This is a genomic window from Fimbriimonadaceae bacterium (genome assembly GCA_023957775.1).
GTDB lineage: Bacteria > Armatimonadota > Fimbriimonadia > Fimbriimonadales > Fimbriimonadaceae > JAMLGR01.
In genome coordinates this window covers 107567-129492 of sequence record JAMLGR010000007.1, presented here as the reverse complement: position 1 = coordinate 129492, position 21926 = coordinate 107567, and the positions used below count along the sequence as shown (strand labels likewise).

Genomic DNA, 21926 nt, shown 5'->3' with positions numbered 1-21926 from the left:
CTGGTATGGTGGGCCATGTTCGGCGCCCTCGTTCTCGCCGCAGCGGCCCACGTCGCGCCCCTCAACGTCGTGGTGCTCTTCACGGACGACCACCGCCGCACGGCGGTCGGCGCATTGGGCATCGAACCGGTCAAGACCCCGAACATCGACACGCTGTACCGCGACGGGACGGGTTTTTCGAACTGCTCGACGATGGGTGGTCCGCACGGGGCGCTGTGCGTTCCAAGCCGCGCCATGCTGATGACCGGGCGCAACCTGTGGCACCTGGGGCCGCGGGACCCGAAGACGGGGGCGGTGGACGTCGGCCAGGTCCGGGAGGAGTTCACCACGTGGCCGGAGGTGTTCCGCGCCCACGGCTACCAGACCTTCTTCACCGGCAAGTGGCACAACAACAAGGACGCGGTGAACCGCCTGTTCACCGACGGGGCGGCGCTGTTCTTCGGCGGCATGCACGCGTACGAGACGAACGGCCACTTCGAGCCCCGCATCCACGACTTCGACCCCACAAGCGCCTACCCCGAATCGGACCGGCACGAGGTGGAGGCGTATTCGAGCGAACTGTACGCGAACGGGGCGATCGAATTCCTCGCCCGTCGGCGAGACAAGTCGAAGCCGTTCGCGATGTACGTGGCGTTCACGGCGCCGCACGATCCGCGCAAAGCGCCGCCCGAGTGGCACGCCATGTATCCCCCAGAGAAGATCGAGCTCCCGCCGAACTTCATGCCCCAACACCCCTTCGACAACGGCGACATGAAGGTGCGCGACGAGATGCTCTCCCCGGTGCCAAGGACCGAGGCGCGGACAAGGCAGGACATCGCCGACTACTACGCGATGGTCAGCGAGGTCGACGCCCAGATTGGCCGCATTCTGGACACGTTGAAGCGCGAGGGGCTGGAGCAGAACACGTTGGTGGTGCTGATCGGCGACAACGGTCTCGCAGTGGGCCAGCACGGGCTCCTGGGCAAGCAGAGCGCGTACGAGCACAGCATGGGCGTCCCGCTCGTGTTCCGCGGGCCGGGGATTCCGGAGGGCCAGATGCGAAGCGCGTTGGTGTACCACCACGACGTAACAGCCACGCTGCTGGAGATGGCGGGGATGCCAAGGCCCAAGACGATGGAGGCCAAGAGCCTCGTCCCGGTGCTGACGGACCCCGCGCGGGTCCACCGTCCGGTGATGGTCAACTGCTACCAGAACCGGCAGCGCGCGGTGCACATCGGGGATTGGAAGCTGATCCGCTACAGCGTGCACGGGGTCGAGCACGCGCAGTTGTTCAACCTGGCCGAGGACCCGTGGGAGACCAAGAGCCTGCTTGGGCAGCCCGGCTCGTTCGCCCGGTATCGGGAGCTGAACGACGCGTTGCGCGACTGGATGCGGGAGCAGGACGACCCGGGGTACGACCAGTTCTTCGAGAAGGCGATCAATCGAGGAAGTAACGGACGCTCGAAACCACCACGTTCTGCCGTTTCCCGAGCGCGTTCTTGATCTGCTGGCCGACGTTCTCTTGCAGGAAGCGGTGCGTCCACTTCTTAGCGACGGCGACCGGCACGATGACGGTCACCACGCGATCCGGCTCTTCCTCCAGCATCTGGTCGATGTATTCGAGGATGGGTTCGATCAGCGAACGGAATGGGGATTCGACGATCACCAGCGGCACCTCGCCCGCATAGTGCTCCCACGCCTCCTTCACCAGCGGCACGCTCTTCTTGTCGATCGTCACGTGGAAGCCGCGGACCTCCCCATGAAGTCCCCGCGTGTAGTCCAGGGCCGAGAGGATTCCCCGGTGGACTCGGGGGACGAGAAGGATGGCAGCCCCCTGTCGCATTTGGGGCGGCCGCGGCCCATCCAAGGCGAGCTGATCGGAGATGGCTTTGTAGCGGCGTTTGATCGCATGGAGCATGACTGCCGTCGCGCTCATCAGCAAGAGGACCATCCACGCGCCCTCGGCAAACTTGGTGACGAGAATGACGATGGCGACGACTCCGGTCAGCAGGCCCCCGATACCGTTGACCGTCGCCCGCAACGCCCACCCCTTGCTCTTGAGCTTGATCCAATGGCGGACCATGCCGGTTTGGGAGATGGTGAACGCGGTGAAGACCCCGACGGCATAGAGCGGCAGGAGCAGGTCGAGTTCGCCGTGGAAGTACCAGACCAATGCGATCGCCAATGCGGCAAGGAGGAGGATTCCGTTTTGAAAGACCAGGCGGTCGCCTTGGCGGGCAAGGGGTCTCGGGAGGTAACCGTCGCGGGCGAGGATGCTGCCAAGGCGCGGGAAATCGGCGAAGGCCGTATTGGCGGCGAGGATGAGGATGGCGGCCGTGGCGAATTGAATGGCGTAGAAACCGCCGCTGTCGGGGCCGAAGGCAAACGCGGCGATTTGCGAGACGACCGTGCGGTACTCCGGGTTCTTTGTGGCGTACAGGGAGACCTCGGGCAAGTGCTGGACGAGGTAGCCCGTGCCCAGAAACATGAAGATCATCAGCACGGCGAGCCATCTGAGGCTGAGGGCCGCGTTGCGCGCCTCTGGAGCCCTGAACGCCTGCACGCCGTTGCTGATCGCCTCGACGCCAGTCAGCGCGACGCAGCCTGCCGAGAAGGCTCGCAGCGTGATGAAGAGGAGCAGGAAGTTCGCTTCGCTGCCGATGGAACCGGGCTCGGCAAGGATCGTCTGTTGCGGAACGGGTTGGCCCCAAACCCGAAGCACTCCGCAGACGATCATCACGAACATCGCAAGCACAAATCCGTAGCTCGGGAGGGCGAAGAGCGTGCCCGACTCCCGCACGCCGCGCATGTTCGCCCAGGCGATGATCGCGATGAAGGCGACATTGAGAGGCACGAGGACCGGGTGCAGCGCGGGAAACGCCGACACTAAAGCCGCCACGCCGGCCGCAATGCTGACCGCAACCGTGAGCACATAGTCGATCAGCAGCGCCGCACCGGCGACCAGCGCAGGCCGTTCACCGAGGTTGTCGGACGCGACGATGTACGAGCCGCCGCCCGTTGGGTACGCGTACACGGTCTGCTGGTACGAGATCACGACGATCACGTACAGCACGCAAATGGTGAACGTGATCGTGGGCTGAAGCGCCATCGCGGTGACGCTGTAGAGGATCAGGATGCTGAGGATGGCCTCGGTGGCATAGGCGGCCGACGAAAGAGCGTCCGACGCAAAGACAGGCAACCCGAAGAACAGCGAAAGCCGTTCGTGGTGTTCCCTCGCCGTGGGAATGGGCGCACCAAACACGAGAAGACGGAGTCTCCTAAAGAACCCGTCGGACGCGACTTGACTCATGGATGGCGGACCTACCGCGCTCCCCGAACAGGCGTTTGCCCCGAGGAACGTATCCCGAGTATTCGGGGAACGCGTGTCAAGGTCGCGTCAGGATTCCCGCACGAGGAGTCAGGATCTTGTGAAGATCCAGCGCTACACGCGGAGCCGGTAGCCGACGCCGGGTTCGTTGATCAGCAGTTTGGGCCGCGCGGGGTCGTCTTCGAGCTTGTGCCGAAGTTGCCCCATGTAGACGCGCAGATAGTGGCCTTCCTCCACGTACGCCGGCCCCCAGACCTCGCTCAAGAGCTGACGATGGGTGACGACCCGGCCGGCGTGGCGGACCAGCATGGCGAGCAGGTTGTACTCGTTTGGCGTGAGGTGGATCTCGGTCCCATTGCGGAACACCTGCCGCTTCGCGAGATCGACCCGCAGCCCCCCTGTCTCGAGGACAGGCTCGCCCGCGTCTCCTCCTCCGAGGCGTCGCAGGGCCACCCGAATCCGGGCGTGCAGCTCGCCCATGCCGAACGGTTTCGTCAGGTAGTCGTCCGCACCGGCCTCCAGGGCATCGATCTTGTCCTTCTCTTGGCCCCGGGCGGAGAGCACGATGATCGGAACTTGGGTCCATTCCCGAAGGCTCTTTGCCACGTCCACGCCATCCATGTCGGGAAGGCCCAGATCCAAGAGCACAACCTGCGGGTTGCGCATCGCGGTCGCTTGGATGCCCTGCTGGCCGGTCTCGGCCTCGATCAGCTCGTACTCGACCGGATCCAGGCTGGCTTTGAGGAAGCGCCGGATGGGCAGGTCGTCGTCAATGATCAGGATCCGTTTGGGCTCAGCCACCGCGCACCTCCGGCTGTCGCTCGGCCAGCGGCAGTTCGAACGAGAAAGCGGCACCGCCTTCCGGGCGGTTTTGAGCCCAGATACGCCCGTTGTGAAGCGTGATGATCGCCCGGCAGATCGCCAAGCCGAGACCGAAGCCGATGGGATTGCCGGCGGCCTGGTTGAACTGTTCGAAGACGGCCTCTTCGTTGCCTGGCGTGATCCCCGGCCCCGTGTCCAACACGGTCACCCGGAGCGAGTCAGCGAGGCGCTCGACGCGGACCTCGACCTCGGCCTCTGGCGGAGTGTGGCGCGCCGCGTTCTCGAACAGGTTGATCAGCGCGCGTTCCAGCAGGGCCCCGTCGGCTTGGACGAGGGGAAGGTCGGGCTCCAGGTGAACCTTGACCTTGCGGGAGTCGAGCAGCTCCTCGGTGCGGTCCAGAGCCGAGCCGATCAGCTCTTCGAGCGATTCCCATTCGCAGTTCAGCCTGAGCTCTCCCCATTGGAGGCGCGTCATATCCAGGAGGTTCTGCACTTGACGGTTCAGGTGCATCGTCTCGGTGTAGATGTTGGACGCCAGGGCCCTCGTGTCGCCTTCGCCTCGCCGCAAGGTATCTGCCGCCCCGGCGATGGAGGTGAGCGGTGTGCGCAGGTCGTGGGAGATCGAAGTCAGGAGCGTGTTGCGCATGCGGTCGGCCTCAGCCTGCAGACGGGCCTGCTGCGACTCCTTGAGGAGCGTCTCCGAAACTCGGGCCTGTCGCCGAACGCGCAAGGTGAGCGAGCTGATGAGGAGGGAGACCAGCAGCATCACGATGAAGGTCACGATGTACTGCATGTCCGACACGGCGAAGGTGCCGTGGGGTGTGACGAACAGGAAGTCGAACGTCGCCACGCTCAAAACGGATGCGAGAATCGCCTCGCGCGGGCCAAACCGGCTCGCGACGAATGCGACGCCCACAAGATAGACCATGATCAGGTTCGACAGGTCGAACCGGTCGTACATCAGGCGGCAGGCGCCCGTAGCGACGGCGGTGACGCCTCCTGCCCAGAGGTAGCCCGCGGGGGTGCCGCGCTCAAGCAAAGGCCGCTCGTCTGGCCGTGACCTCCTGGTCGGCTCGTCCGATTCTCGACGCACTCTGCTAGGCTAGCCCGTTTTTGGGGCCGCCGTCCACTTCTTCGTCCGGGGGACGACCCCGAGCGCAGGCTCCAGCCAAAGAAGCGGGCAGTTCGAACGCTTAGCCCGGTGAGTTCGTCCGGGGTAGCAATATCACTAAGAGTGTATGCTTTTGAATAGATGCGAATCGGTCTGGTCTGTCTCGATCCCGTGATGTCCGACGCCATCGCCGCTCTCCTGTCGCGAACCGGGGGCTTCGACGTGGTGTTCAACATTGGACATCTTCTCAAAATGGTCGAGATCATCGAGTCCGAGATGCCCGATCTGGTCATTTTCACCGAAGAGTTCGACGCCCCCGACAGTCGTGCTCATATCCGGCGGATGCGCGAATCGACCGACGTGCCGACGATGCTCCTTCATGCGCAGAACCGCCAGGACCTCGGTGCGGACGTGGAATTCGACGTCGTCCAGAGCCGCTGGGCGGGCACGGGGGCACTCCTCGATGCCATCCGTGGGCTGGGCGGCACAGGCGGTGGACAGAACGGGTCGGACAGGCCGCCTGCGGTGTCCAATATCCGCGACGACACCATCATCCGACAGCTCGCGAAGATGTCGCTGAGCGAGCGGAATGTCGCGCATTGCATTGCCAAAGGCATGCCCAACAAGGAAATCGCGGAGACGTTGGGGCTAAGCGAACCCACTATCAAGCTGTACGTGGGGCGGCTTCTTCGAGGCTTCGATTGCAAGAACCGAGTCCAGTTGGCCCTCAAGCTCCACGCTGATGGGCACCTCTTTTGAACCGGTTGGCGGGAATGTGTGGGGTGCTCTTTTGGAGGCTCAGAATAGGCTCAACAGGTTCAAATGACCCGCACCAGCCCGCACCAAGCCGCATGGATGCGCACCCAATGTACCAACGTTTTGCCCAGTATTCGCCCCTTCAATGTGGAGCGCTTCATAGAAGCTCACTTCTTGCCCCGTAGTATGCGGTGCCTTTAGCAAGACCAACTCAGGGTTCCATGCTCAAGGGAACGACACCATGGAAAGGCGAATCTCAGATCGAGCCGGGCGATACGCCAAGCAAGCTGCCGACTCTCGAGCGTTCATTCCATCCCGGCTCCCGCAAGTGTCGCTATTTACTATTTCGAAATGGTAAATAGATGGTTGTGCTCAGACCCCTCGACCTTGTTGTGTTGCTAAAGATCTACGTGCTCGCGAGTCCGGAACTCGGGCAGATGCGCATCGCCGACTTGCTGGGCGTGAGTTCTCGATCGGTTCACGGCGCTCTCAAGCGGGGTGCTGCCTCACGTCTGTACGACAAGAACAGGCGCGCCATCAACGTCAGCGCACTTGAGGAGGCGCTCCTTCACGGCGTGCGCTACTTCATGCCAGCCGAAATGGGAGGCATAACCCGCGGCGTTGCAACAGCGTGGGCTGCGCCGCCACTGTCTGCATTGCTCGCTTCCTCGGATGAGCCTGCCCCCGTGTGGCCGCATCCCGAGGGGAGTGTTCGAGGCATCGCACTCCTTCCGCTTCACCCGAGCGTTCCTCGAGCCGTCGAAGGAGACCCAAAACTCTACGAACTCCTCGCCCTGACAGACGCCCTTCGCGCCGGACGCGCACGCGAGGCGGGACTTGCGGCCGAGGAGTTGCGCAAGCGGTTGCGACAGCCGTGAGGCGTGCCCTTCCGCCGGTCGAGATGGTTCGCGCCGTTGCCCACCTTCTGGGCGACCTTCGCGATGAGGTGGCCTTCCTCGGCGGCGCGGTGGTGGGCCTCCTGGTGACCGACCCGGCGGCCCGCGAGCCTCGTCCGACGCAAGACGTCGATGTTGTTGTCGAGCTGGCCACCAAACGAGAGTACGACTCCCTTGAGGAGCGTCTGCGCGAACTGGGCTTCCAGAACGTAATGGAGGGTCCAATCTGCAGATTCCGACACGGCGACCACCTCTTGGATGTGATGCCGACATCAGAGGAGGTTCTCGGATTCGGCAATCCCTGGTACTCGGAGGCGCTCGCCGAAGCGGTGGAAATGGACCTTGGGGAAGGTGTTTCGGGCCGCGTGATCACGGCGCCCTATTTCCTGGCAACCAAGCTCGCCGCGTTCGACTCGCCCCATCGAGAGGGACACCGAGATCTGGTGGCGAGTCGAGATTTCGAGGACGTCGTGACTGTCGTCGACGGCAGGCAAGCAGTTGTCTACGAGGTGGCTCGGTCTCGTCCTGGGCTGAAGGCATACCTCGCCGAGAGGATCCGATATCTTCAAGGGTTGAGAGCGTTTGAAGAGGGGGTCGCAGCGCACCTCGACATCGACGAGGCCAGTCAAAGCAGAGTTGCCTTTGTGCTCGAACGCCTCGGCAGCATCGCCGGCGACTAGCCCGGTGCATAGGAACCGGTTGGCGGGAATGTGTGGGAATCGAACCCACCAGACGCGTTACACGTCACACTGGTTTTGAAGACCAGGCGGCACACCAGCACCGATCCACTCCCACCCCGTTGTACCGCACCCGGAAACACCTCATGCTTTGGAACTCCCCGATCAGCGAAGAACGATTCGAGGCGATGGCCCGGCGGCTGGACCTCCAGCGCGGCAGCCGGGTCCTCGACGCCGGTTGCGGAACCGGCGAGATGCTCATGCGTCTCGCCGAGCGGTACGGAATCCTCGGCGTCGGCATCGACCGCTCGCGAGAGGCGATCCAGAAGGCGCGCTCGGCTTCGGCCACCCGCTTCCAAGACGCGCCCATCGAGTGGTTCGACGGCGATGCGGCCACCTACCCGGGCTCGGGATTCGACGCGGCCCTCTGCATCGGCTCCACCCACGCGTTCGGCATGGGCGCGGACGCCTTTGGACTCGCCCTGGAAGGCCTCGCCCGGCGCGTGAAGCCCGGAGGGCTGCTGCTGGTCGGCGAGGCCGCGATGAAGCGCCGCGCGCCCGCCGAGTACCGCCGCCTCCTCAAAGGCTTTCCTCCGGACTCCATGACCCACGCCAGCAACGTGGAGACCGTGCTCAAAAAGGGCCTCCAGCTCGTTACGTCGTGGTCGAGCACGGACGCCGAGTGGGACGCGTTCGAGTACGCGCACCAGGCCGCGGCCGAAAAGGCCGCGCGCGAACGACCCCGCGATCGCCAGGCGCAGGAAAAACTCGAGTTCCGCCGCGAGTGGATCGAGGCTTACGAGATCTGGGGCCGCAACACGCTCGGGTTCGTCGTGTACCTCGTGCGCGTGCCGTAGTGTGGGGGGCTCGGGCTTGCGGCGGGCAGGATGCCCGCGCCACTACCTAGGGCCGGGCAAGCCCGGCGAATGCAGGGCGCCGCGCAAGCGCGCGCACTCCCAGGTTTACACTCTACGCTTTACGCCTCACGCCTCACGCCTCACGCTTTACGCCTCACGCCTCACGCCTCACGCTTTGCGCCTCACGCCTCACGCCTCAAAACCCGCACCCCAAGGGCCTTCGAGGCCATCGAGCGAGGCACGCACGAGGATGAGGCTGCGCTGGTACATGTCGAACCCCTCGCTCAGCTTCTTGAACGTCGGCGCGTCCTTGCCGTAGGGGTCGTGCTCGAACGTGCTCACGATGTGGTAGCTCTCGCGGCCCTGGGACACCAGGTCCAACAGCGAGTCCTTGCCGCCGGGCCGCTTCAACTGCGTCAGGAACTCGGGGAACATCCCGGACCAGAACAGCACGAAGTCACCGATGTGGCGGTGCACCTCGCGCTCGCGATCGAACGAGTCGGCGTTGAGGCGGACGTCGCCCTCGACCATCATCTCGGCCACGGACTGGATGCGACGACCTTCGGCGTCGCGGATCGCGTAGATCCGGTCGTGGTGCACAAACGAGGCGAGCATCTCGGCCAGGTACTCCTCGACGCGGTGGTCGTCCACCTCGCCCAACCGGGTGAGGGACGCGTGAAGCGCCTCTCGAAAGAATTCAAACAGCGGATGCCCGTTCATCTCGTTTCGACCTCCTTGGCTCTGCAGGATCGACAGCGCCGGTCTTGAAGTCTTTGTCCCACAGACGTTCGAAATCCCCAACGTGTTCGTGCGGGATTCCCAGGTCCTGGGTCGAAAGCTGGCTTATTTACGGGAGCCGGGAATCGGGAACCGGGAATCGGGAATCGGGAATCGGGAATCGGGAATCGGGCGGCGTCGTCTAAAGTTGTAACGGATGGTTTGCCCCCACTGCGGACAGGCGGTCAACGGACAGGGGCGGTTCTGCATGCACTGCGGAGGCGCGCTGGGTGCCCCTGCCTCGAACAGCCCACCCCCGTCCGGCGGCGGGGCGCCCTCCTTCGGAGCCGAAGCGGCGCGCCAGAAGCGCTCGATGCGGTGGATCGCCGCGCTCGCGATCGTCGGCTCTCTGGCCGCGGCGTACATCGGGCTCCGCGCCTCGGGCGCACTCCGAATCGGCGCGTCCACACCCGAGGCACCGACGCTCGAAGCGCAAGGCAGCGTCCAAGCTCCCGCGATCCTTCGCACCGAAGGCACGACTCCTCCGCCCGCCCTCAACAAGCCCGGCGAACGCATCGTGATGCCGCCCGAGATTCGGGACTGGCTCGAGCACCTGCGACGCACTGAAGAGAAGCGCATGCGCCTCGCGGAAGACCAGATGGCCGAGCTCATGGTCTCGCTCACCCTCCTCCAAGGCGGGGACCCCCTCACCAATCTGGGAGACCTCCTGGATCCCGACGCCCCGACCTACCCCGAACAAGATCCGCCCAGCGTCAAGCGCACCACCGAAGACGCCCAGAAACACAGCCGCGCATGGGCCGAACTCACCCAGTTCTTCAACTCCGTGCCCCCGCCGGCGGAGTGCGTGCCCATCCGCAACGAGTACGATCAGGTGGTGCGGGAAACGGGCCTGATGATGACGGACATCATGGGCTTGGTCCAAGGCTCCACGGCCAACCCGCAGACCGCTCTTGCGAGCCTCATGCGCATGCGCGGGCGGAGCAAGGAGCGCATCGACCAACCCGCGATCGAAACCGATTCCCTCGTTCAGGAGATCTGCAACAAGTACAACACGAGGAAGTGGTTCGACGTGAAAGGGGACGTGGGGGGCGGGATGCTCGGGAAGAGCGGAATTTTTTGAGTCGTTTGTCGTTGATCGTTTATCGTTTGTCGGGGTGAGGGTGCGTGCTTGATTTGGAACTTACTGCGGAGGTGCTTCTTGCGGAGCTTTGTGCGGTGCACCCGCTCGGGTACTCACCTCGCATCGAGTGGAAGAACCTTCGTGTGACCGCCGGGGCCGCGTATTACACGAAGGGGGTTATTGGACTCTCGCGATTGCTGCTCACTGACGAAGCGCGCTTGCGGAGCACGCTGGTCCACGAGTTCGCGCATCTGCTCGCGATCTCCCGTCACGGGCGGAAGGCGGCGGGGCATGGGGAGGCTTGGCGGAAGGCCATGCGCGATCTGGGCGCCGAGCCCGAGGTGTACCACCGCTACCCGGAAACCAAACGCAACCAGCGCCGCCAGCAGGTGACGTACGCGTGCGCGAAGTGCAAGGCCGTCATCACAAGGTCGCGGCGGCTGCCCCGGAAGGGGCGGTACGTCCACGCGGGGTGCGGCGGCGCGATCCGCGTGCAGGGGGTCGTGCGGCTGACGGCGAGGCCGCCCCAAACGCCCCTCGGAGACGACGCATGAGCGTGTGGATCGCCGATGCCGAGCGCAGCCGCGAGATCGATCGCCGCTCGACCGCCGAGTTCGGCGTGGGCCAACGCGAGCTGATGGAGTCCGCGGGCGGCGCGGTGTTCGACGCTCTCGCCGAGATCCTGCCCGACGGCGGCCGGCTTCTGGTGGCGTGCGGCAAGGGCAACAACGGGGGCGACGGCTTCGTCGCCGCTCGACTCGCCCTCGATCACGGGTACGAGGTCGAGTGCCTCGTCGCCGCGAAACCGGGCGAACTCAGGGGTGAAGCCGACGAGCAAAGGGTGCTCGCCCAGCGGGCCGGCATCCCTTGCGTTTTCCACGGGGACCCGCATTGGACGCAACGCCTCCGGTCGCTTGGCGAATTCGACCTCGTCGTCGACGCGCTGCTCGGCATCGGCGCGACGGGCGAGGTTCACGGCCCGGTCCTCGAGGTGATCGAAGCCATCAACGCAAGCGAAACCCCGGCGATCGCCGTGGACGTGCCGAGCGGCATCGAGTGCGACACCGGCGCCGAACTGGGCGACGCGGTATGGGCTTTACGGACGGTCACCTTCGGGCTCGCCAAACCGTTCCTCTTTCAGAGCGTCGGGTTGGAGAAGTGCGGCTACTGGTCGGTCGCCGAAATCCTGTTTCCGCCCCAGTTGCTTGCGCAGCCCACCGACGCCCGCCTGCTCGACGCCACCTGGGTGGGCGAGCGGTTGCCCGAGCGGCTCAAGGGCAGCCACAAGGGGCACAACGGCGCCGTGCTGGTCGTGGCGGGGAGTACGCGCATGCCGGGAGCGGCCGTGCTCGCGGCGCGGGCCGCGTTGAGATCCGGCGCCGGCTACGTCGGGGTCGCTTCGATCCCCGCGGTTTGCGACGCCATCGCCGCTCACGTACCGGAGGCGGTACTCGTGCCCCTCCCGGAATCGGGAGGCGCCATTGCCGAAGCCGCCGCCGCGGCCCTTCTTACCGAGGAGCGCTGGGACTCGCTGGTGATCGGACCCGGGCTCTCCCAAGACGGACAGGTCGCGTCCTTCCTCCAGGCGCTCCTCCCGAATTGGCGCACGCCCCTCTGTGTCGACGGGGACGCCCTCAACGCGATCGCACTTGGATGCCCGCTTCCGACCAGTCCCTTCGTGCTCACGCCCCACCCGGGCGAAATGGCGCGGTTGCTGGGCTCCGACATCGCCACCGTGCAGGCGGATCGCTTCGGCGCCGCGAGGTCGGCCGCGCAACGCCTCGGCGGCACGGTGGTGCTGAAGGGCGCCCACTCCGTGATCTCCACCTCCGGCAGGCCCCTCTTGGTCAACCGAACCGGCAATTCGGGCATGGCCGCGGCCGGCATGGGCGACGTGCTCTCCGGCGTGGTCGGCACCCTCCTGGCGCAGGAGCTTTCTCCCGAGGACGCGGCTGCCTGCGCGTCCTACTGGCACGGCCTTGCGGGCGATCTGTGCGCCGCCGAGACGGGGCCGATCGGGTTCCTCGCAGGCGAAGCGGCGGACGCACTGCCTAAAGTCCGGGCTAAAATCGTGGCAGCGTGCGATACCGACTGAGCCTGATCGTTCTCGTGGCGGCCCTCGCCGCCCTCGCGCCTGGCCAGATGAAAGTGCGGCTGGTATTCCCCACCGCCGGGTTGCGCGAAGTCTGGGCCGGTCCCGGCCTGCCGGAAAGCCCGCCCGTCTCGCCCGAGAGGCTCGACGGCCAATCGTTCGAGTACAAGCTTCCCGCCTTCGGCCCCGAGGACCGTCTGTTCATCCTCGATGCGGGCACGGGGAACCTCGCCGCGAAACCCATCTCCGAGATCAAGGGGTTTTGGGAGGTGGCGCCCGCGGAGTTCAAGCGCATCGGCCGGCTGGAAGTGCGCGTCGAGCACGAGGGCAAACCCGTCGCCGCCGCCAACGTGACGGTTTCGGACGGCAAACGCAAGCTCGAGCGCGTCCTCGATCCCTCCACCAAGGGCGTCCTCACCTTCGCCGCCCTCGAACCGGGTCCCATTGTCGTGACGGTGCGCTACAACACCGAAGGACGCCCGGCGGACCCCCTGAAGCAGACCGTCGACATCGCGCTCAAACGCGACAAGCCGACCCCCACCATCGTCGCCTCGCTCCCCGAGCCCGTGGAGGTCGTCGGGCAGGACGCCCCCGCGCAAAAGCCAGCCGGCCAGGCGCCGGCGCAAACCCCCGCGACGCCGCAGCCCAACCCCTTCGGTTCGGCAATCGTGTACCTCGTGGTGCTGACCGCGGTGGTCGCCGCCGGCTACTACCTGTTGCAGTTCATGCGGAAGAACCCCGACGCGGTCAAAGACCGCCTCGGGAAGCTGGGGGTCGACCTGCCCGAGCCGCCGGCTCCGGAGCCGGACGACGCCGCGCCGCCGATGCCCCGCGCCCCGGAACCGCCGCAACAGATCCTCCTCGGCGACTCTCCACCCGACCCCGCCGTCGCGGTGCCGGCGGCCGCGCCCGCCCCCGCGACCGGCCAACCCCAACTCGTCGGCGCCGACGGGCGACTGCACGAGATCCCCGAGGGGCTCTCGGTCGTGGGCCGCGAGGAGGGTCTTCCGATCGCGCTGGTGGGTGAAAGCACCGTCTCGAGGCGCCACGCCGAAATCGTGCGGGACGGCGAGTCGGTGACCGTCCGAGATCTGGGGAGCACGAACGGGACGTTCGTGAACGGCGCGAAGGTCGATGCCGAAGTCGCGCTCAAACACGGCGACGACGTTCAGTTCGGCGCCGTGCGGTTCCGATACGAGGGATAGCTATGGGGATTCTGCTGCTTCGCGCCTTCGTCGGAGGTCTGGCCGGCATCGCGGCTTGGGCTTTGATCGAACCGACCGCCCCCGCGCTCGGGGTCGGCACGGCGTGGAGCGCGTTCGAGGTTCGGCTCATCCTCACTCTCAGCGCGGCGATCGGGTTGGCCGTGGGCGGCCTCAACGGCTGGCTCCAAGGCAGCCGCGTGCACTTATTGCGCGGGGCGCTGGTGGGTGGGATTCTCGGCGCGGTGGGCGGGATGCTCGGCTACGGGATCGGGGGTTCGATCCGCGACGCGATCCTTGGTGGAAGCGGCGCCGTTCCTGAGATGGGGCTCTCCGTCACCGAGATCGTCGCCCGCATCGCCGGCATCACGCCGATGGCCGCGTGCCTGGGAGCGGCGATCGGCGCGAGCAGCCTCAACTGGCGGCGCGCCCTGCAGGGCGCGATCGGCGGGGCCTTGGGCGGCGCGCTCAGCGGCGCGGTGTTCGACCTGATCGGGAGCATGCTCAGCGCCTCGATCCTCGCGGTGCGCGGCCAGGTGACCGGCGAGGTGGGCATCGCCTCGCGCGCCGTCATGGCGCTCACCGTGGGGGCGGGCATCGGGCTGTTCATCGGCATCGTGGAGCGCATCTCGAGGCAGGCGTGGGTGCGGCTGCGGCTCGGGCGCAACGAGGGGAAGGAGTGGGTCGTGGATTCGCCGCAAGTCTTCCTCGGCCGCAGCGAGACCGCGCAGGTCCCGTTGTTCGGCGACATGACCGTCGCCCCGATGCACGCCTGCATCATGAAGCGGGGAACGAACTACGTGCTGGTCGACGGAGGTTCTCCCGCTGGCACGTTCCTCAACGGGCAGCCCATCCAGGAGGCGATCCTGTCGCACCAGGCCCAGATTCGGATCGGCAACCACCATCTCGAGTTCCTGATGAAGCTGGGTTCGATCCCGCAAAAGGTGGCGGAGGTGTACCGCGGCCAGCCTTACCCGGGCACCCCCTCCTCGCCCGCGCCGATCGCGCCCCAACCTCCCGCCGCGGCCGCCGCCCCCGGCTTGGTGGCGGTCTCGGGCCCGCTCACCGGCCAGCGGTTCGACGTGCGCGGCCTCGTGGAAGTCGGCCGCGAGGCGCCCGGCATCACCCTGGGATTCGACGGGTCGGCGTCGCGCCGCCACGCGACCTTCGCGCCCGCCTCCGGTGGGCTCGTGGTGACGGATTTGAACAGCACCAACGGCACGTTCGTGAACGATCAGCGCGTGCAGAGCACAACGATCCGCCCCGGTGACATCGTCAAGATAGGAGTGACCGCCTTCCGCGTCGAATGACGCAGGACAAACCCATGGACCAGACACAGCGCATCGATCCCAACAAGACCCAGATGACCCCGGGGCCGGGGGACGATCCGATGCGCACCCAGGCGATGGGTGCGATGAGCGATCCGAACCGAACCGCCGCGATGGGCTCGCTGCGCGGACTGACCGCCGAAGTCGTTCCCGGCCGCACCGCATCGATGGCGAACGGGCCTGCACGCGAACAGTTCCTGCTCGAGTTCCACGGGGCCGGAGAGGCCATGCCCGGCATGGGAGGCGGCTCGCGCACCGCTTTGAACCTGTGTCTCGTCATCGACCGCTCGGGCTCCATGGAGGGGCCGCCGCTAGAGTACGTGAAGCAGGCGTGCTGCCACGTGGTGGACCTGCTCTCGCCGAACGATATCCTCAGCATCGTGACCTTCGAAGAGGTGGTGGACGTGCTGATGCCGCCGCAGCGGGTGACGAACAAGCAACCCATCAAGGACGGCATTCAACGCCTGATGGCCGGCAACACCACCGACCTGCACGGCGGGATCATGCTGGGCGCGGCGCAGGTCGCCCAGGTGGGAGAGCCCGGCCGCAGCACGCGCCTGGTTGTGTTCTCGGACGGCGATCCCACGACGGGCGTGAAGGATTTCCACGCGCTTGTGTCGGCGGCGGGCGACATCAAGGCGCGCGGCGTGACGATCACGTTCCTCGGCTTCGGGCCCGACTACAACGAAGAGCTGCTGGCCAGCATGGCGAAGAAGGCGGGCGGGAACTACTACTACATCCAGAGCCCGGAGCTGATCCCGGAGGTCTTCCGAACGGAGCTGGACAAGATGATGACGGCCGTCGCGCGCAACCTCAAGCTCGAGTTGAAGCTGGCGCGATGGGTCACGCTGCGGGGCGCGCACGCCCAGATGGGTGCCCCCGGGGACCGCGAGCTGACGATCGAGCTCGCCGATCTCGAAAGGGGCGCGCACCTTCAGCAGGTAATCGACCTTGAGTTTCAAAACCACCCGCTCGGGCACTACCGCGTGGCTTCGGGGCGGCTGACGTACGACGACATGGTCACGGGCAAGAACGAGGTCGTGGATCTCGATTTCGTGCTCGAGTTCACCTCCGACACGGCGCGCTTCTCGGCCCCGCAGGACCCCCGCGTCCGGCAGGCCGCCGACGTGCTGTTGGCCTCCCGGGCGGTCGAGAAGACGATCATGGGACTCAAGACGCAGCAGCTCAGTCCGCAGGCCGCGGTCGCGGAGCTCCAGAAGACCCAGGCCCTACTGCTGCAGGAGGGCCGCACCGCCGAAGCGCAAGAGGTCACCCAAGCGTTGCGGGCGATCCAAAGCGGCGATCAGGGAACGGCCGAGAAGACGCTGATCGGCACGATGCTCCACCTCGACCAAGGCAAACACAGTTGAAGGTCCTTTTTGTTTGTGTCCACAACGCAGGCCGTTCGCAGATGGCCGAAGCGTTCTTCAACCACGCGGCCAAGGAGCGCGGAGTCGACGCACGCGCAGAATCGGCAGGCACGATGGGGGGAGGTGAGATCAACCCCGTTGTGGCCGAGGCGATGGCCGAAGTCGGAGTGCCGCTCACCGGCCACTTCCCGAAGCAGCTCACCCAAGAGATGGTCGATCGCGCCGACCGGGTGGTGAGCATGGGATGCGGCGTCGATGCCGAGGCGTGCCCGGCCAAGTTCCTCGTCACGGAGGATTGGGGCCTCGACGACCCGAAGGGCTTGGACCTGGAGACCGTGCGCCCGATTCGAGACGCCATCCGCAAGCGGGTGGCAAACCTCCTGCGGGAGTGCGCCGATTCAGACGCGCTTTGATGGCGCCCCGTAGGTGCCATGCCCGCTGGACGGGCGTGCCATCACTGTCACAACCGGAGAGCCCCGGCACGCCGGCGAGCGGGCGTGGCACCTCTAGAGGTGTTCTCCGCCGCGCCCCCAAGGGAGGCCGCATTCAAGGTACCCTTGCCGACTGGAAGCATGAAAGACTTGAGCATTTTCACCTCGGAGAGCGTCAGCGAAGGGCACCCGGACAAGCTTGCGGACCAGATATCGGACGCGCTGCTGGACGATTGCCTTCGCCAGGACCCCAACGCGCGGGTCGCGATCGAGACGCTCCTCACGCGAGGACTTGCCGTCGTCGCGGGCGAGGTGACCGTGGACGGGTATGTGGACGTCGCGAGGATCGTCCGCAACACTGTGCGCGAAGTGGGCTACACGGACACCGAACTCGGGTTCGACGGGGACACGTGCGGGGTAATGGTCGCCATCCAAGAGCAGTCGCCGGACATCGCGGTCGGCGTCGACACGGGCGGCGCGGGCGACCAAGGCATGATGTTCGGCATGGCGACCAACGAGACGCCGGACATGATGCCGCTGCCCATCTCGATCGCCCACGCCCTGACCCGCCGCGCCGCGAGCGTCCGGCGCAAACACCCGTCGCTCGGGCTTCGTCCCGACGTGAAGAGCCAGGTCTCCGTCGCGTACGACGGCACGGCGCCCAAGCACATCGAAACCGTCGTCGTTTCGGCGCAGCACTCGCCCTCGCTCTCCCACGACGCGGTGTGCCACATCGTGCGGGAGCACATCATCGACCCGGTGCTGGGCGAGTACCGCGACTACGTGCAGGGCGAGATCACGTTCCACATCAACCCCACGGGAATCTTCACGATCGGCGGGCCTCAGGCGGACACGGGTTTGACCGGACGCAAGATCATCGTCGACACCTATGGCGGCATGTGTCCCCACGGGGGAGGCGCGTTCAGCGGCAAGGATCCGACGAAGGTCGACCGAAGCGCCGCGTACATGGCGCGCCACATCGCCAAGTGCGTGGTGGCCGCGGGATTGGCGGACCGCGTCCAGATCGGTTTGGCGTACGCCATCGGCGTCGTGCAGCCGGTTTCGCTGAACATCGACACGTTCGGCACCGAGAAGGTCTCGCACGAGACGATCGCGTGCAAGGTCAAGGACACGTTCGACATGTCCCCCAAGGGGATCATCGAACACCTCGACCTCAGGCGGCCGATCTACCAGCCCACGGCAAGGAACGGCCACTTCGGCAACCCATCGTTCCCGTGGGAGCGCACGACCGACGCCGAAGCCCTGAAGTAGCTGTTTGGGAAGGCGCGGGGCGCCGAACAAGTTCGGCGGAGTCAGGGCGTCGCGCAAGCGCGCGCACTCCCATGCTGGAGTCAGGGCGTCGCGCAAGCGCGCGCACTCCCATGCTGGAGTCAGGGCGTCGCGCAAGCGCGCGCACTCCCATACGAACTAGAAGCCCTTGCTCAGGAGGCCGCCGCCGACGTCGGCGGTGATGTCGAACCACTTGCGCGTCTGGTATTTGTCGCACAGCGACTGCACCAGGGCGTCGGTCTCCCGCGCCGGGCGGTCGATTCTCGAACTGCTTCGGCCCTGCAGCGACATGAGCGCCTGCAACGCCCGTTGGCGATCGTTGGCCGCCTGGTTCACGGCGTTGGTGATCTCCGAGATCATGATCGCGGTCTCGCGGATCACCTGGTCGTAATAGGAACGGATCGCGGCGCACTCTGCGGGCGGTTGCACCGAGTTGAACGTCCGCACCAGCGACTCCCACGTGCCGCGCATGGCGCCTGCGCGGTCGGTCACCCGGCGCGTCGGCGGGGGCGTGTTCTCGACCTGCGGCCCGTCTTCGTCGAACAGCCCTTGGAGGTTTGCGCCGCTCTGGAGGTCGGTCAGCATGCCCACCGCTTCCGCCACCTGCGAGGCGGCCATCTGCATCCGCTGGTTCTCGCATCGACGCACGTGCTCCAGGTAGTTGCGGATCGTCTCGGGCATGCCCGGCTGGTCTTGCGAGAGCATGGGAGGGCCGCCCGAACCCTGGGCTTGAAGCATCGGGGGCCCCGAAGCGCCTTGTGCCTCGAAGACCGGAGGCACCGATCCTCCGCCCTCGGTTTGGAGCAGATCGCTCGGGTCCGTGCCCGCCGCGAGACGGAGCGGCCCGTCTGGGAGCGCGGCGCCCGCGGCACTCAGCGCATCGCCACCCGATGCGCCCGTCTGCGTCATCGAGGGGGCAACGGGCCGGTTCGCGGGCGCCACTCCCAGCCCGGCGTTGCCCAGCGGTTGCAGCAGCCCCGCCGACTGAAGACCCGCGCCCGCGGCGAAGACCAGAGCGAGCGCGCCGACGATCCAGATCGCCGCCACGGCCCCTCCCCGGCGTCCCGTTCGCACACCGACCGGACCGCCCACGTAGGGGGCGGGCATCGCCATGGCCGCGGAAGGGCCCATCGCGGTGCGGGGACCGCCCGCCATGGTGCCGCACTGCACGCAAAACGGCGCGCCGGCGTTCAGGTTCGATCCACATCGGGTGCACTTCATTCGCAAGACTCCTGCTTCAATGGTCGGCAAGGAGTGTCTCGCGGCCGGCGGACAGGAGGAAAACCCGGTGCCAATACGGGCACCCACGAACGAATCAGAACTGATCGGTAAGGAACATCTGTGGGCGCACGGGCACGTTGCGGGCCATCAGAAACAATTCGTGCTTGCCCTCCCCCTCGATGCCCAAGCCCTCGGCCATCGAACGCAACCCGAACCACTCGACCCCGCCAGAAAACGGCCAGACGTCGGGAGGGTTCTCGAAGACGGCCTCGCGCAGCGTGTTGCCCTCCAGGCACAGATACCCGTCGGCAAGGGCCGTGCACATCCGAAGCGTCCAGCGCCAATACCGCCAGCGACGCGCGTCGCGACGAAGGCGTGCGGGGTCGCGCTCGGCCCACGCGGAGTAGCGCGCCTCCACTTCCTCGAAGGTGAGCACGTCGGGATCCACCGCTTCGGTTCCAAGCGGCACAGGCAATCGAACGACCTCGTCCACGGTGCGAAATCCGGCTCGCTCGTACAGTTCGGGTAGGCGGGCGAACAGGAGGGCCGCACCCTCTCCCTCGCGCTCGGACCGCGCGAACACGGCGTCGAGCAGTTGGCCGGCATAGCCCTTTCCCCTGCGATCGGGCCGCGTGGCGACGCCGGCGATGCCGAACGCTCGGCCCCATCCGAATTGAAGCGGCACCGTCGTGAGGATCGAGATCGGAACACCCGCCTCGAACAGCGCCCATTTGCGGTCCAAGTCGAAGAAGGGCTCGCCGAAGAAGATTCCCTCCGCGCGGGAGGCATCGAGCTCGAAGACCTCGCACAGGAGCTCGAGAAAGGGCCTTGCCTCGTCGGAAACGATCGGTCGGATCTCGATCATGGACGTCCGGAAGGCGGTGGGCTCCCCGTGGCTGGCGGCAAGATGGGGCGGACTTCGACCCGCACGCGCACGGTCGGCCGCGCGACCACGGCCCCGCGGGTATCGATGACCTGCGCCCCGTTCGGCACGACGAGCGGCACGGTGAGCGTCTTCGTCTCGCTCATCGCCGAAAGATCGATCGGTGCGGTTCGGAGGGCTTGCATGTCCACGAGCACCTCTCGATCGCCCTCCACCTGAACCTGGTTAGGCGTCACCGAGTAGCTCACGAAGTCGATGCCGAAGGGGAGCTGCCCCGACCAGTTGGGCTCGATCAAGACGTTGCGGTTCGGCGGCGCGGAGGCGACCACGGGCCTCAAGGTGACGCTGCTCGGCTCACTGGTCACCAAGGGAAGCGGCCCCTGGTCCTTGCCGAAAATCTCGACTTTCGATTCGTAGGTCTCCCCGGGACGCACGTTCGCGACATCCAGCGTGGCGCGCACCTCGCCGACCTCGTTGATCTGGGACTCGGGCCCGTCCAGCATCACCATCGACGGGTCGAGCAGCACGTCGCCGACCTGGAGGCCGTCCGGCGCCAGGCCCTGCTTGGCGACCTTCACCTCGAAGGACCTTCGGATTCGGCGATCGAGATAGACGAGAACCTGGCCGTCGTCCTTCGGCCTCCACGTCAGCATCGAACCGGGGGGAGGGGTGATGGTGACCCGGTAAGTGCCGGGTCCGGCCGTCGCATTGGAAAAGTCGACAAGGGCGCTCGCCCGGCTCAGCACCTGTTCGTCGATCTGGCGCAGCTCCTGGTCCTTCCCCTCCACCTCCACGTTGATCGTCGCCGACATCCGTGTGACGATCAGGCTGGGATCGAGGTTGGCCGCCTGCAGTTTGATGGGGAAAGTCTGCTGCACCACCAAAGCGTTCTGCGCGCGCACGTAAAGCCACAGTCCGGTCGCGAGCAGGAAGGAAACGAGGAGGATGGGCAGCCGTCGGGCAAGGTCCCTCATGGTGCCGTCCCCTTGGCTTTGCGGCGCGGCAGTGGGTTCTTGGTTTCGTTGGGCGTGCCCCGCAGATGCTCGTTGAGGAACTCGCGCAAATCCGTGTGGGTGGCCATCTTCCTCAACTGGCCGTCGTGGGCCACGCGGATGGTGCCCCGCTCCTCGCTCACGATCACGACGACGCAGTCGTGCGCTTCGGTGACCCCCACGCCCGCGCGGTGCCGCATGTGCAGCGTGTTGTCGAGCTTCTGGCTTTCGCTGAGGGGGAGTCGACACGCCGCCGCGAGGATCTTGTCGCCCCGGATCACGACGGCGCCGTCGTGGAGGGGATTGCCTTCGTAAAAGATGGACCCCAGCAGCGGAGCGGTGACCTTGGCATCGACCTGGACCCCGTTGTGGACGACCTCCTCGAGCTTGGCCGCGCGCTCGATCACGATCAGGGCGCCGGTGTGGGCCGAGGACATCTCGACGACGGCCGCCACGAGCTCCTCGACCGTTTGCGCCTCGACCCGGCCTTCCGAACCCGACAGCGCCTGCGGCCAGAAGCCGAGCTTGCCGAAGCCCTCGAGCGCCTGCCTCAGCTCGGGCAGGAGCAGAATCACCAGGGCGACCGGCGCAAGCAGGGTCGCTTTGTCGAGGAGCCAATTCAGGGCGACCAGTTGCAGCCTGTCGCTGATGAACAGCATCACCACGAACGTCACCACGCCGCCAAGGATGCGCCACGCGCGGGACCCGCGGATGAGAAGTGCGAGTCGGTAGAACAGATACGTGACCAGGAAGATGTCGACAAAGTCGAGCACCCTCATGTCGCGGAGCCCTGAGAAGTAACGGAAAAACTCTTCCACGTGGTTGGAGTCCTC

General features: G+C 66.2%; 21 protein-coding genes and 1 tRNA gene. 13 read left to right on the top strand and 9 right to left on the bottom strand.

Annotated elements, in window-relative coordinates:
- Positions 1–15: 15 nt before the first annotated feature.
- Entirely contained in the window at positions 16–1482 is a 1467-nt protein-coding gene (locus M9921_07950; GenBank protein ID MCO5296774.1) for a sulfatase-like hydrolase/transferase, read from the top strand.
- Here the strand turns inward: M9921_07950 and M9921_07945 are convergent.
- The 3 genes from M9921_07945 to M9921_07935 all read right to left on the bottom strand — a co-directional run bounded on the left by M9921_07945 (position 1418) and on the right by M9921_07935 (position 5168).
- Positions 1418–3241, bottom strand: coding sequence for an APC family permease (locus M9921_07945; protein MCO5296773.1), 1824 nt, complete (start codon positions 3239–3241; stop codon positions 1418–1420). The two genes, M9921_07950 and M9921_07945, sit on opposite strands and share 65 nt — an antisense overlap.
- 180 nt (positions 3242–3421) lie before the next feature.
- A complete protein-coding gene (locus M9921_07940; GenBank protein ID MCO5296772.1) occupies positions 3422–4108 on the bottom strand; it encodes a response regulator in 687 nt (228 codons plus the stop codon).
- Positions 4101–5168 carry a DUF4118 domain-containing protein gene (locus M9921_07935; protein ID MCO5296771.1) on the bottom strand — a complete coding sequence of 356 codons (1068 nt, stop codon included), beginning with the start codon at positions 5166–5168 and terminating at the stop codon, positions 4101–4103. Before M9921_07935 ends, M9921_07940 begins: the two co-directional genes overlap by 8 nt.
- 246 nt (positions 5169–5414) lie before the next feature.
- Between M9921_07935 and M9921_07930 the strand changes: the two genes are divergently transcribed.
- The 3 genes from M9921_07930 (at position 5415) to M9921_07920 (ending at position 7572) form a co-directional block, all read left to right on the top strand.
- Positions 5415–5999, top strand: coding sequence for a LuxR C-terminal-related transcriptional regulator (locus tag M9921_07930; GenBank protein MCO5296770.1), 585 nt, complete (start codon positions 5415–5417; stop codon positions 5997–5999).
- A gap of 359 nt (positions 6000–6358) precedes the next feature.
- On the top strand, positions 6359–6874 hold the full coding sequence (locus tag M9921_07925; protein MCO5296769.1) for a hypothetical protein: 516 nt from the start codon (positions 6359–6361) through the stop codon (positions 6872–6874).
- Between the two features lie 68 nt (positions 6875–6942).
- The gene (locus M9921_07920) at positions 6943–7572 is read left to right on the top strand and encodes a hypothetical protein (GenBank protein ID MCO5296768.1); all 630 of its coding nucleotides are present in this window, start codon (positions 6943–6945) and stop codon (positions 7570–7572) included.
- 20 nt (positions 7573–7592) lie between these two features.
- Here the strand turns inward: M9921_07920 and M9921_07915 are convergent.
- Positions 7593–7685: transfer RNA gene (locus tag M9921_07915), tRNA-Sec, on the bottom strand.
- A gap of 30 nt (positions 7686–7715) precedes the next feature.
- On the opposite strand from M9921_07915, the gene M9921_07910 reads away from it, so the two are divergent.
- A complete protein-coding gene (locus tag M9921_07910; protein ID MCO5296767.1) occupies positions 7716–8426 on the top strand; it encodes a class I SAM-dependent methyltransferase in 711 nt (236 codons plus the stop codon).
- Positions 8427–8615: 189 nt separating this feature from the next.
- On the opposite strand, the gene M9921_07905 is transcribed toward M9921_07910, so the two are convergent.
- Entirely contained in the window at positions 8616–9146 is a 531-nt protein-coding gene (locus tag M9921_07905; GenBank protein ID MCO5296766.1) for a hypothetical protein, read from the bottom strand.
- Positions 9147–9360: 214 nt separating this feature from the next.
- Between M9921_07905 and M9921_07900 the strand changes: the two genes are divergently transcribed.
- The 8 genes from M9921_07900 to metK all read left to right on the top strand — a co-directional run bounded on the left by M9921_07900 (position 9361) and on the right by metK (position 17979).
- Complete coding sequence (locus tag M9921_07900) at positions 9361–10284, top strand: PepSY-associated TM helix domain-containing protein (GenBank protein MCO5296765.1); 924 nt, start codon at positions 9361–9363, stop codon at positions 10282–10284.
- A gap of 143 nt (positions 10285–10427) precedes the next feature.
- On the top strand, positions 10428–10838 hold the full coding sequence (locus M9921_07895) for a SprT-like domain-containing protein (protein ID MCO5296764.1): 411 nt from the start codon (positions 10428–10430) through the stop codon (positions 10836–10838).
- Positions 10835–12379: an NAD(P)H-hydrate dehydratase gene (locus M9921_07890; protein MCO5296763.1), complete on the top strand. Its 1545-nt coding sequence runs from the start codon at positions 10835–10837 to the stop codon at positions 12377–12379. Before M9921_07895 ends, M9921_07890 begins: the two co-directional genes overlap by 4 nt.
- On the top strand, positions 12364–13581 hold the full coding sequence (locus M9921_07885; GenBank protein ID MCO5296762.1) for an FHA domain-containing protein: 1218 nt from the start codon (positions 12364–12366) through the stop codon (positions 13579–13581). The genes M9921_07890 and M9921_07885 overlap by 16 nt, the downstream gene beginning before the upstream one ends.
- 2 nt (positions 13582–13583) lie before the next feature.
- Entirely contained in the window at positions 13584–14888 is a 1305-nt protein-coding gene (locus M9921_07880; protein MCO5296761.1) for an FHA domain-containing protein, read from the top strand.
- A 14-nt stretch (positions 14889–14902) separates the two neighbouring features.
- Positions 14903–16276: a VWA domain-containing protein gene (locus tag M9921_07875; protein ID MCO5296760.1), complete on the top strand. Its 1374-nt coding sequence runs from the start codon at positions 14903–14905 to the stop codon at positions 16274–16276.
- Positions 16273–16689 carry an arsenate reductase ArsC gene (locus tag M9921_07870; protein MCO5296759.1) on the top strand — a complete coding sequence of 139 codons (417 nt, stop codon included), beginning with the start codon at positions 16273–16275 and terminating at the stop codon, positions 16687–16689. The genes M9921_07875 and M9921_07870 overlap by 4 nt, the downstream gene beginning before the upstream one ends.
- 159 nt (positions 16690–16848) lie before the next feature.
- Complete coding sequence (gene metK, locus M9921_07865; protein MCO5296758.1) at positions 16849–17979, top strand: methionine adenosyltransferase; 1131 nt, start codon at positions 16849–16851, stop codon at positions 17977–17979.
- A 156-nt stretch (positions 17980–18135) separates the two neighbouring features.
- Here metK and M9921_07860 read toward each other — a convergent pair whose 3' ends face one another.
- The 4 genes from M9921_07860 to cdaA all read right to left on the bottom strand — a co-directional run bounded on the left by M9921_07860 (position 18136) and on the right by cdaA (position 21911).
- Positions 18136–19218 carry a hypothetical protein gene (locus M9921_07860; GenBank protein ID MCO5296757.1) on the bottom strand — a complete coding sequence of 361 codons (1083 nt, stop codon included), beginning with the start codon at positions 19216–19218 and terminating at the stop codon, positions 18136–18138.
- A gap of 94 nt (positions 19219–19312) precedes the next feature.
- Positions 19313–20083 (bottom strand): GNAT family N-acetyltransferase, encoded by a 771-nt coding sequence (locus tag M9921_07855; GenBank protein ID MCO5296756.1) that lies wholly within the window; start codon positions 20081–20083, stop codon positions 19313–19315.
- Positions 20080–21075 (bottom strand): CdaR family protein, encoded by a 996-nt coding sequence (locus tag M9921_07850; protein MCO5296755.1) that lies wholly within the window; start codon positions 21073–21075, stop codon positions 20080–20082. The genes M9921_07855 and M9921_07850 overlap by 4 nt, the downstream gene beginning before the upstream one ends.
- The gene (gene cdaA / locus M9921_07845) at positions 21072–21911 is read right to left on the bottom strand and encodes a diadenylate cyclase CdaA (protein ID MCO5296754.1); all 840 of its coding nucleotides are present in this window, start codon (positions 21909–21911) and stop codon (positions 21072–21074) included. Before cdaA ends, M9921_07850 begins: the two co-directional genes overlap by 4 nt.
- Positions 21912–21926: the final 15 nt, after the last annotated feature.

Bases quoted from the DNA above. Each gene is read 5' to 3' on its own strand.
- M9921_07900 (MCO5296765.1), top strand. From the start codon at position 9,361: ATGGTTTGCCCCCACTGCGGACAGGCGGTCAACGGACAGGGGCGGTTC.
- M9921_07905 (MCO5296766.1), bottom strand. From the start codon at position 9,146: ATGAACGGGCATCCGCTGTTTGAATTCTTTCGAGAGGCGCTTCACGCG.
- M9921_07930 (MCO5296770.1), top strand. From the start codon at position 5,415: ATGTCCGACGCCATCGCCGCTCTCCTGTCGCGAACCGGGGGCTTCGAC.
- M9921_07880 (MCO5296761.1), top strand. From the start codon at position 13,584: ATGGGGATTCTGCTGCTTCGCGCCTTCGTCGGAGGTCTGGCCGGCATC.
- metK (MCO5296758.1), top strand. From the start codon at position 16,849: ATGAAAGACTTGAGCATTTTCACCTCGGAGAGCGTCAGCGAAGGGCAC.
- M9921_07875 (MCO5296760.1), top strand. From the start codon at position 14,903: ATGGACCAGACACAGCGCATCGATCCCAACAAGACCCAGATGACCCCG.
- M9921_07890 (MCO5296763.1), top strand. From the start codon at position 10,835: ATGAGCGTGTGGATCGCCGATGCCGAGCGCAGCCGCGAGATCGATCGC.
- M9921_07910 (MCO5296767.1), top strand. From the start codon at position 7,716: ATGCTTTGGAACTCCCCGATCAGCGAAGAACGATTCGAGGCGATGGCC.
- M9921_07860 (MCO5296757.1), bottom strand. From the start codon at position 19,218: ATGAAGTGCACCCGATGTGGATCGAACCTGAACGCCGGCGCGCCGTTT.
- M9921_07925 (MCO5296769.1), top strand. From the start codon at position 6,359: ATGGTTGTGCTCAGACCCCTCGACCTTGTTGTGTTGCTAAAGATCTAC.
- M9921_07855 (MCO5296756.1), bottom strand. From the start codon at position 20,083: ATGATCGAGATCCGACCGATCGTTTCCGACGAGGCAAGGCCCTTTCTC.
- M9921_07850 (MCO5296755.1), bottom strand. From the start codon at position 21,075: ATGAGGGACCTTGCCCGACGGCTGCCCATCCTCCTCGTTTCCTTCCTG.
- M9921_07950 (MCO5296774.1), top strand. From the start codon at position 16: ATGTTCGGCGCCCTCGTTCTCGCCGCAGCGGCCCACGTCGCGCCCCTC.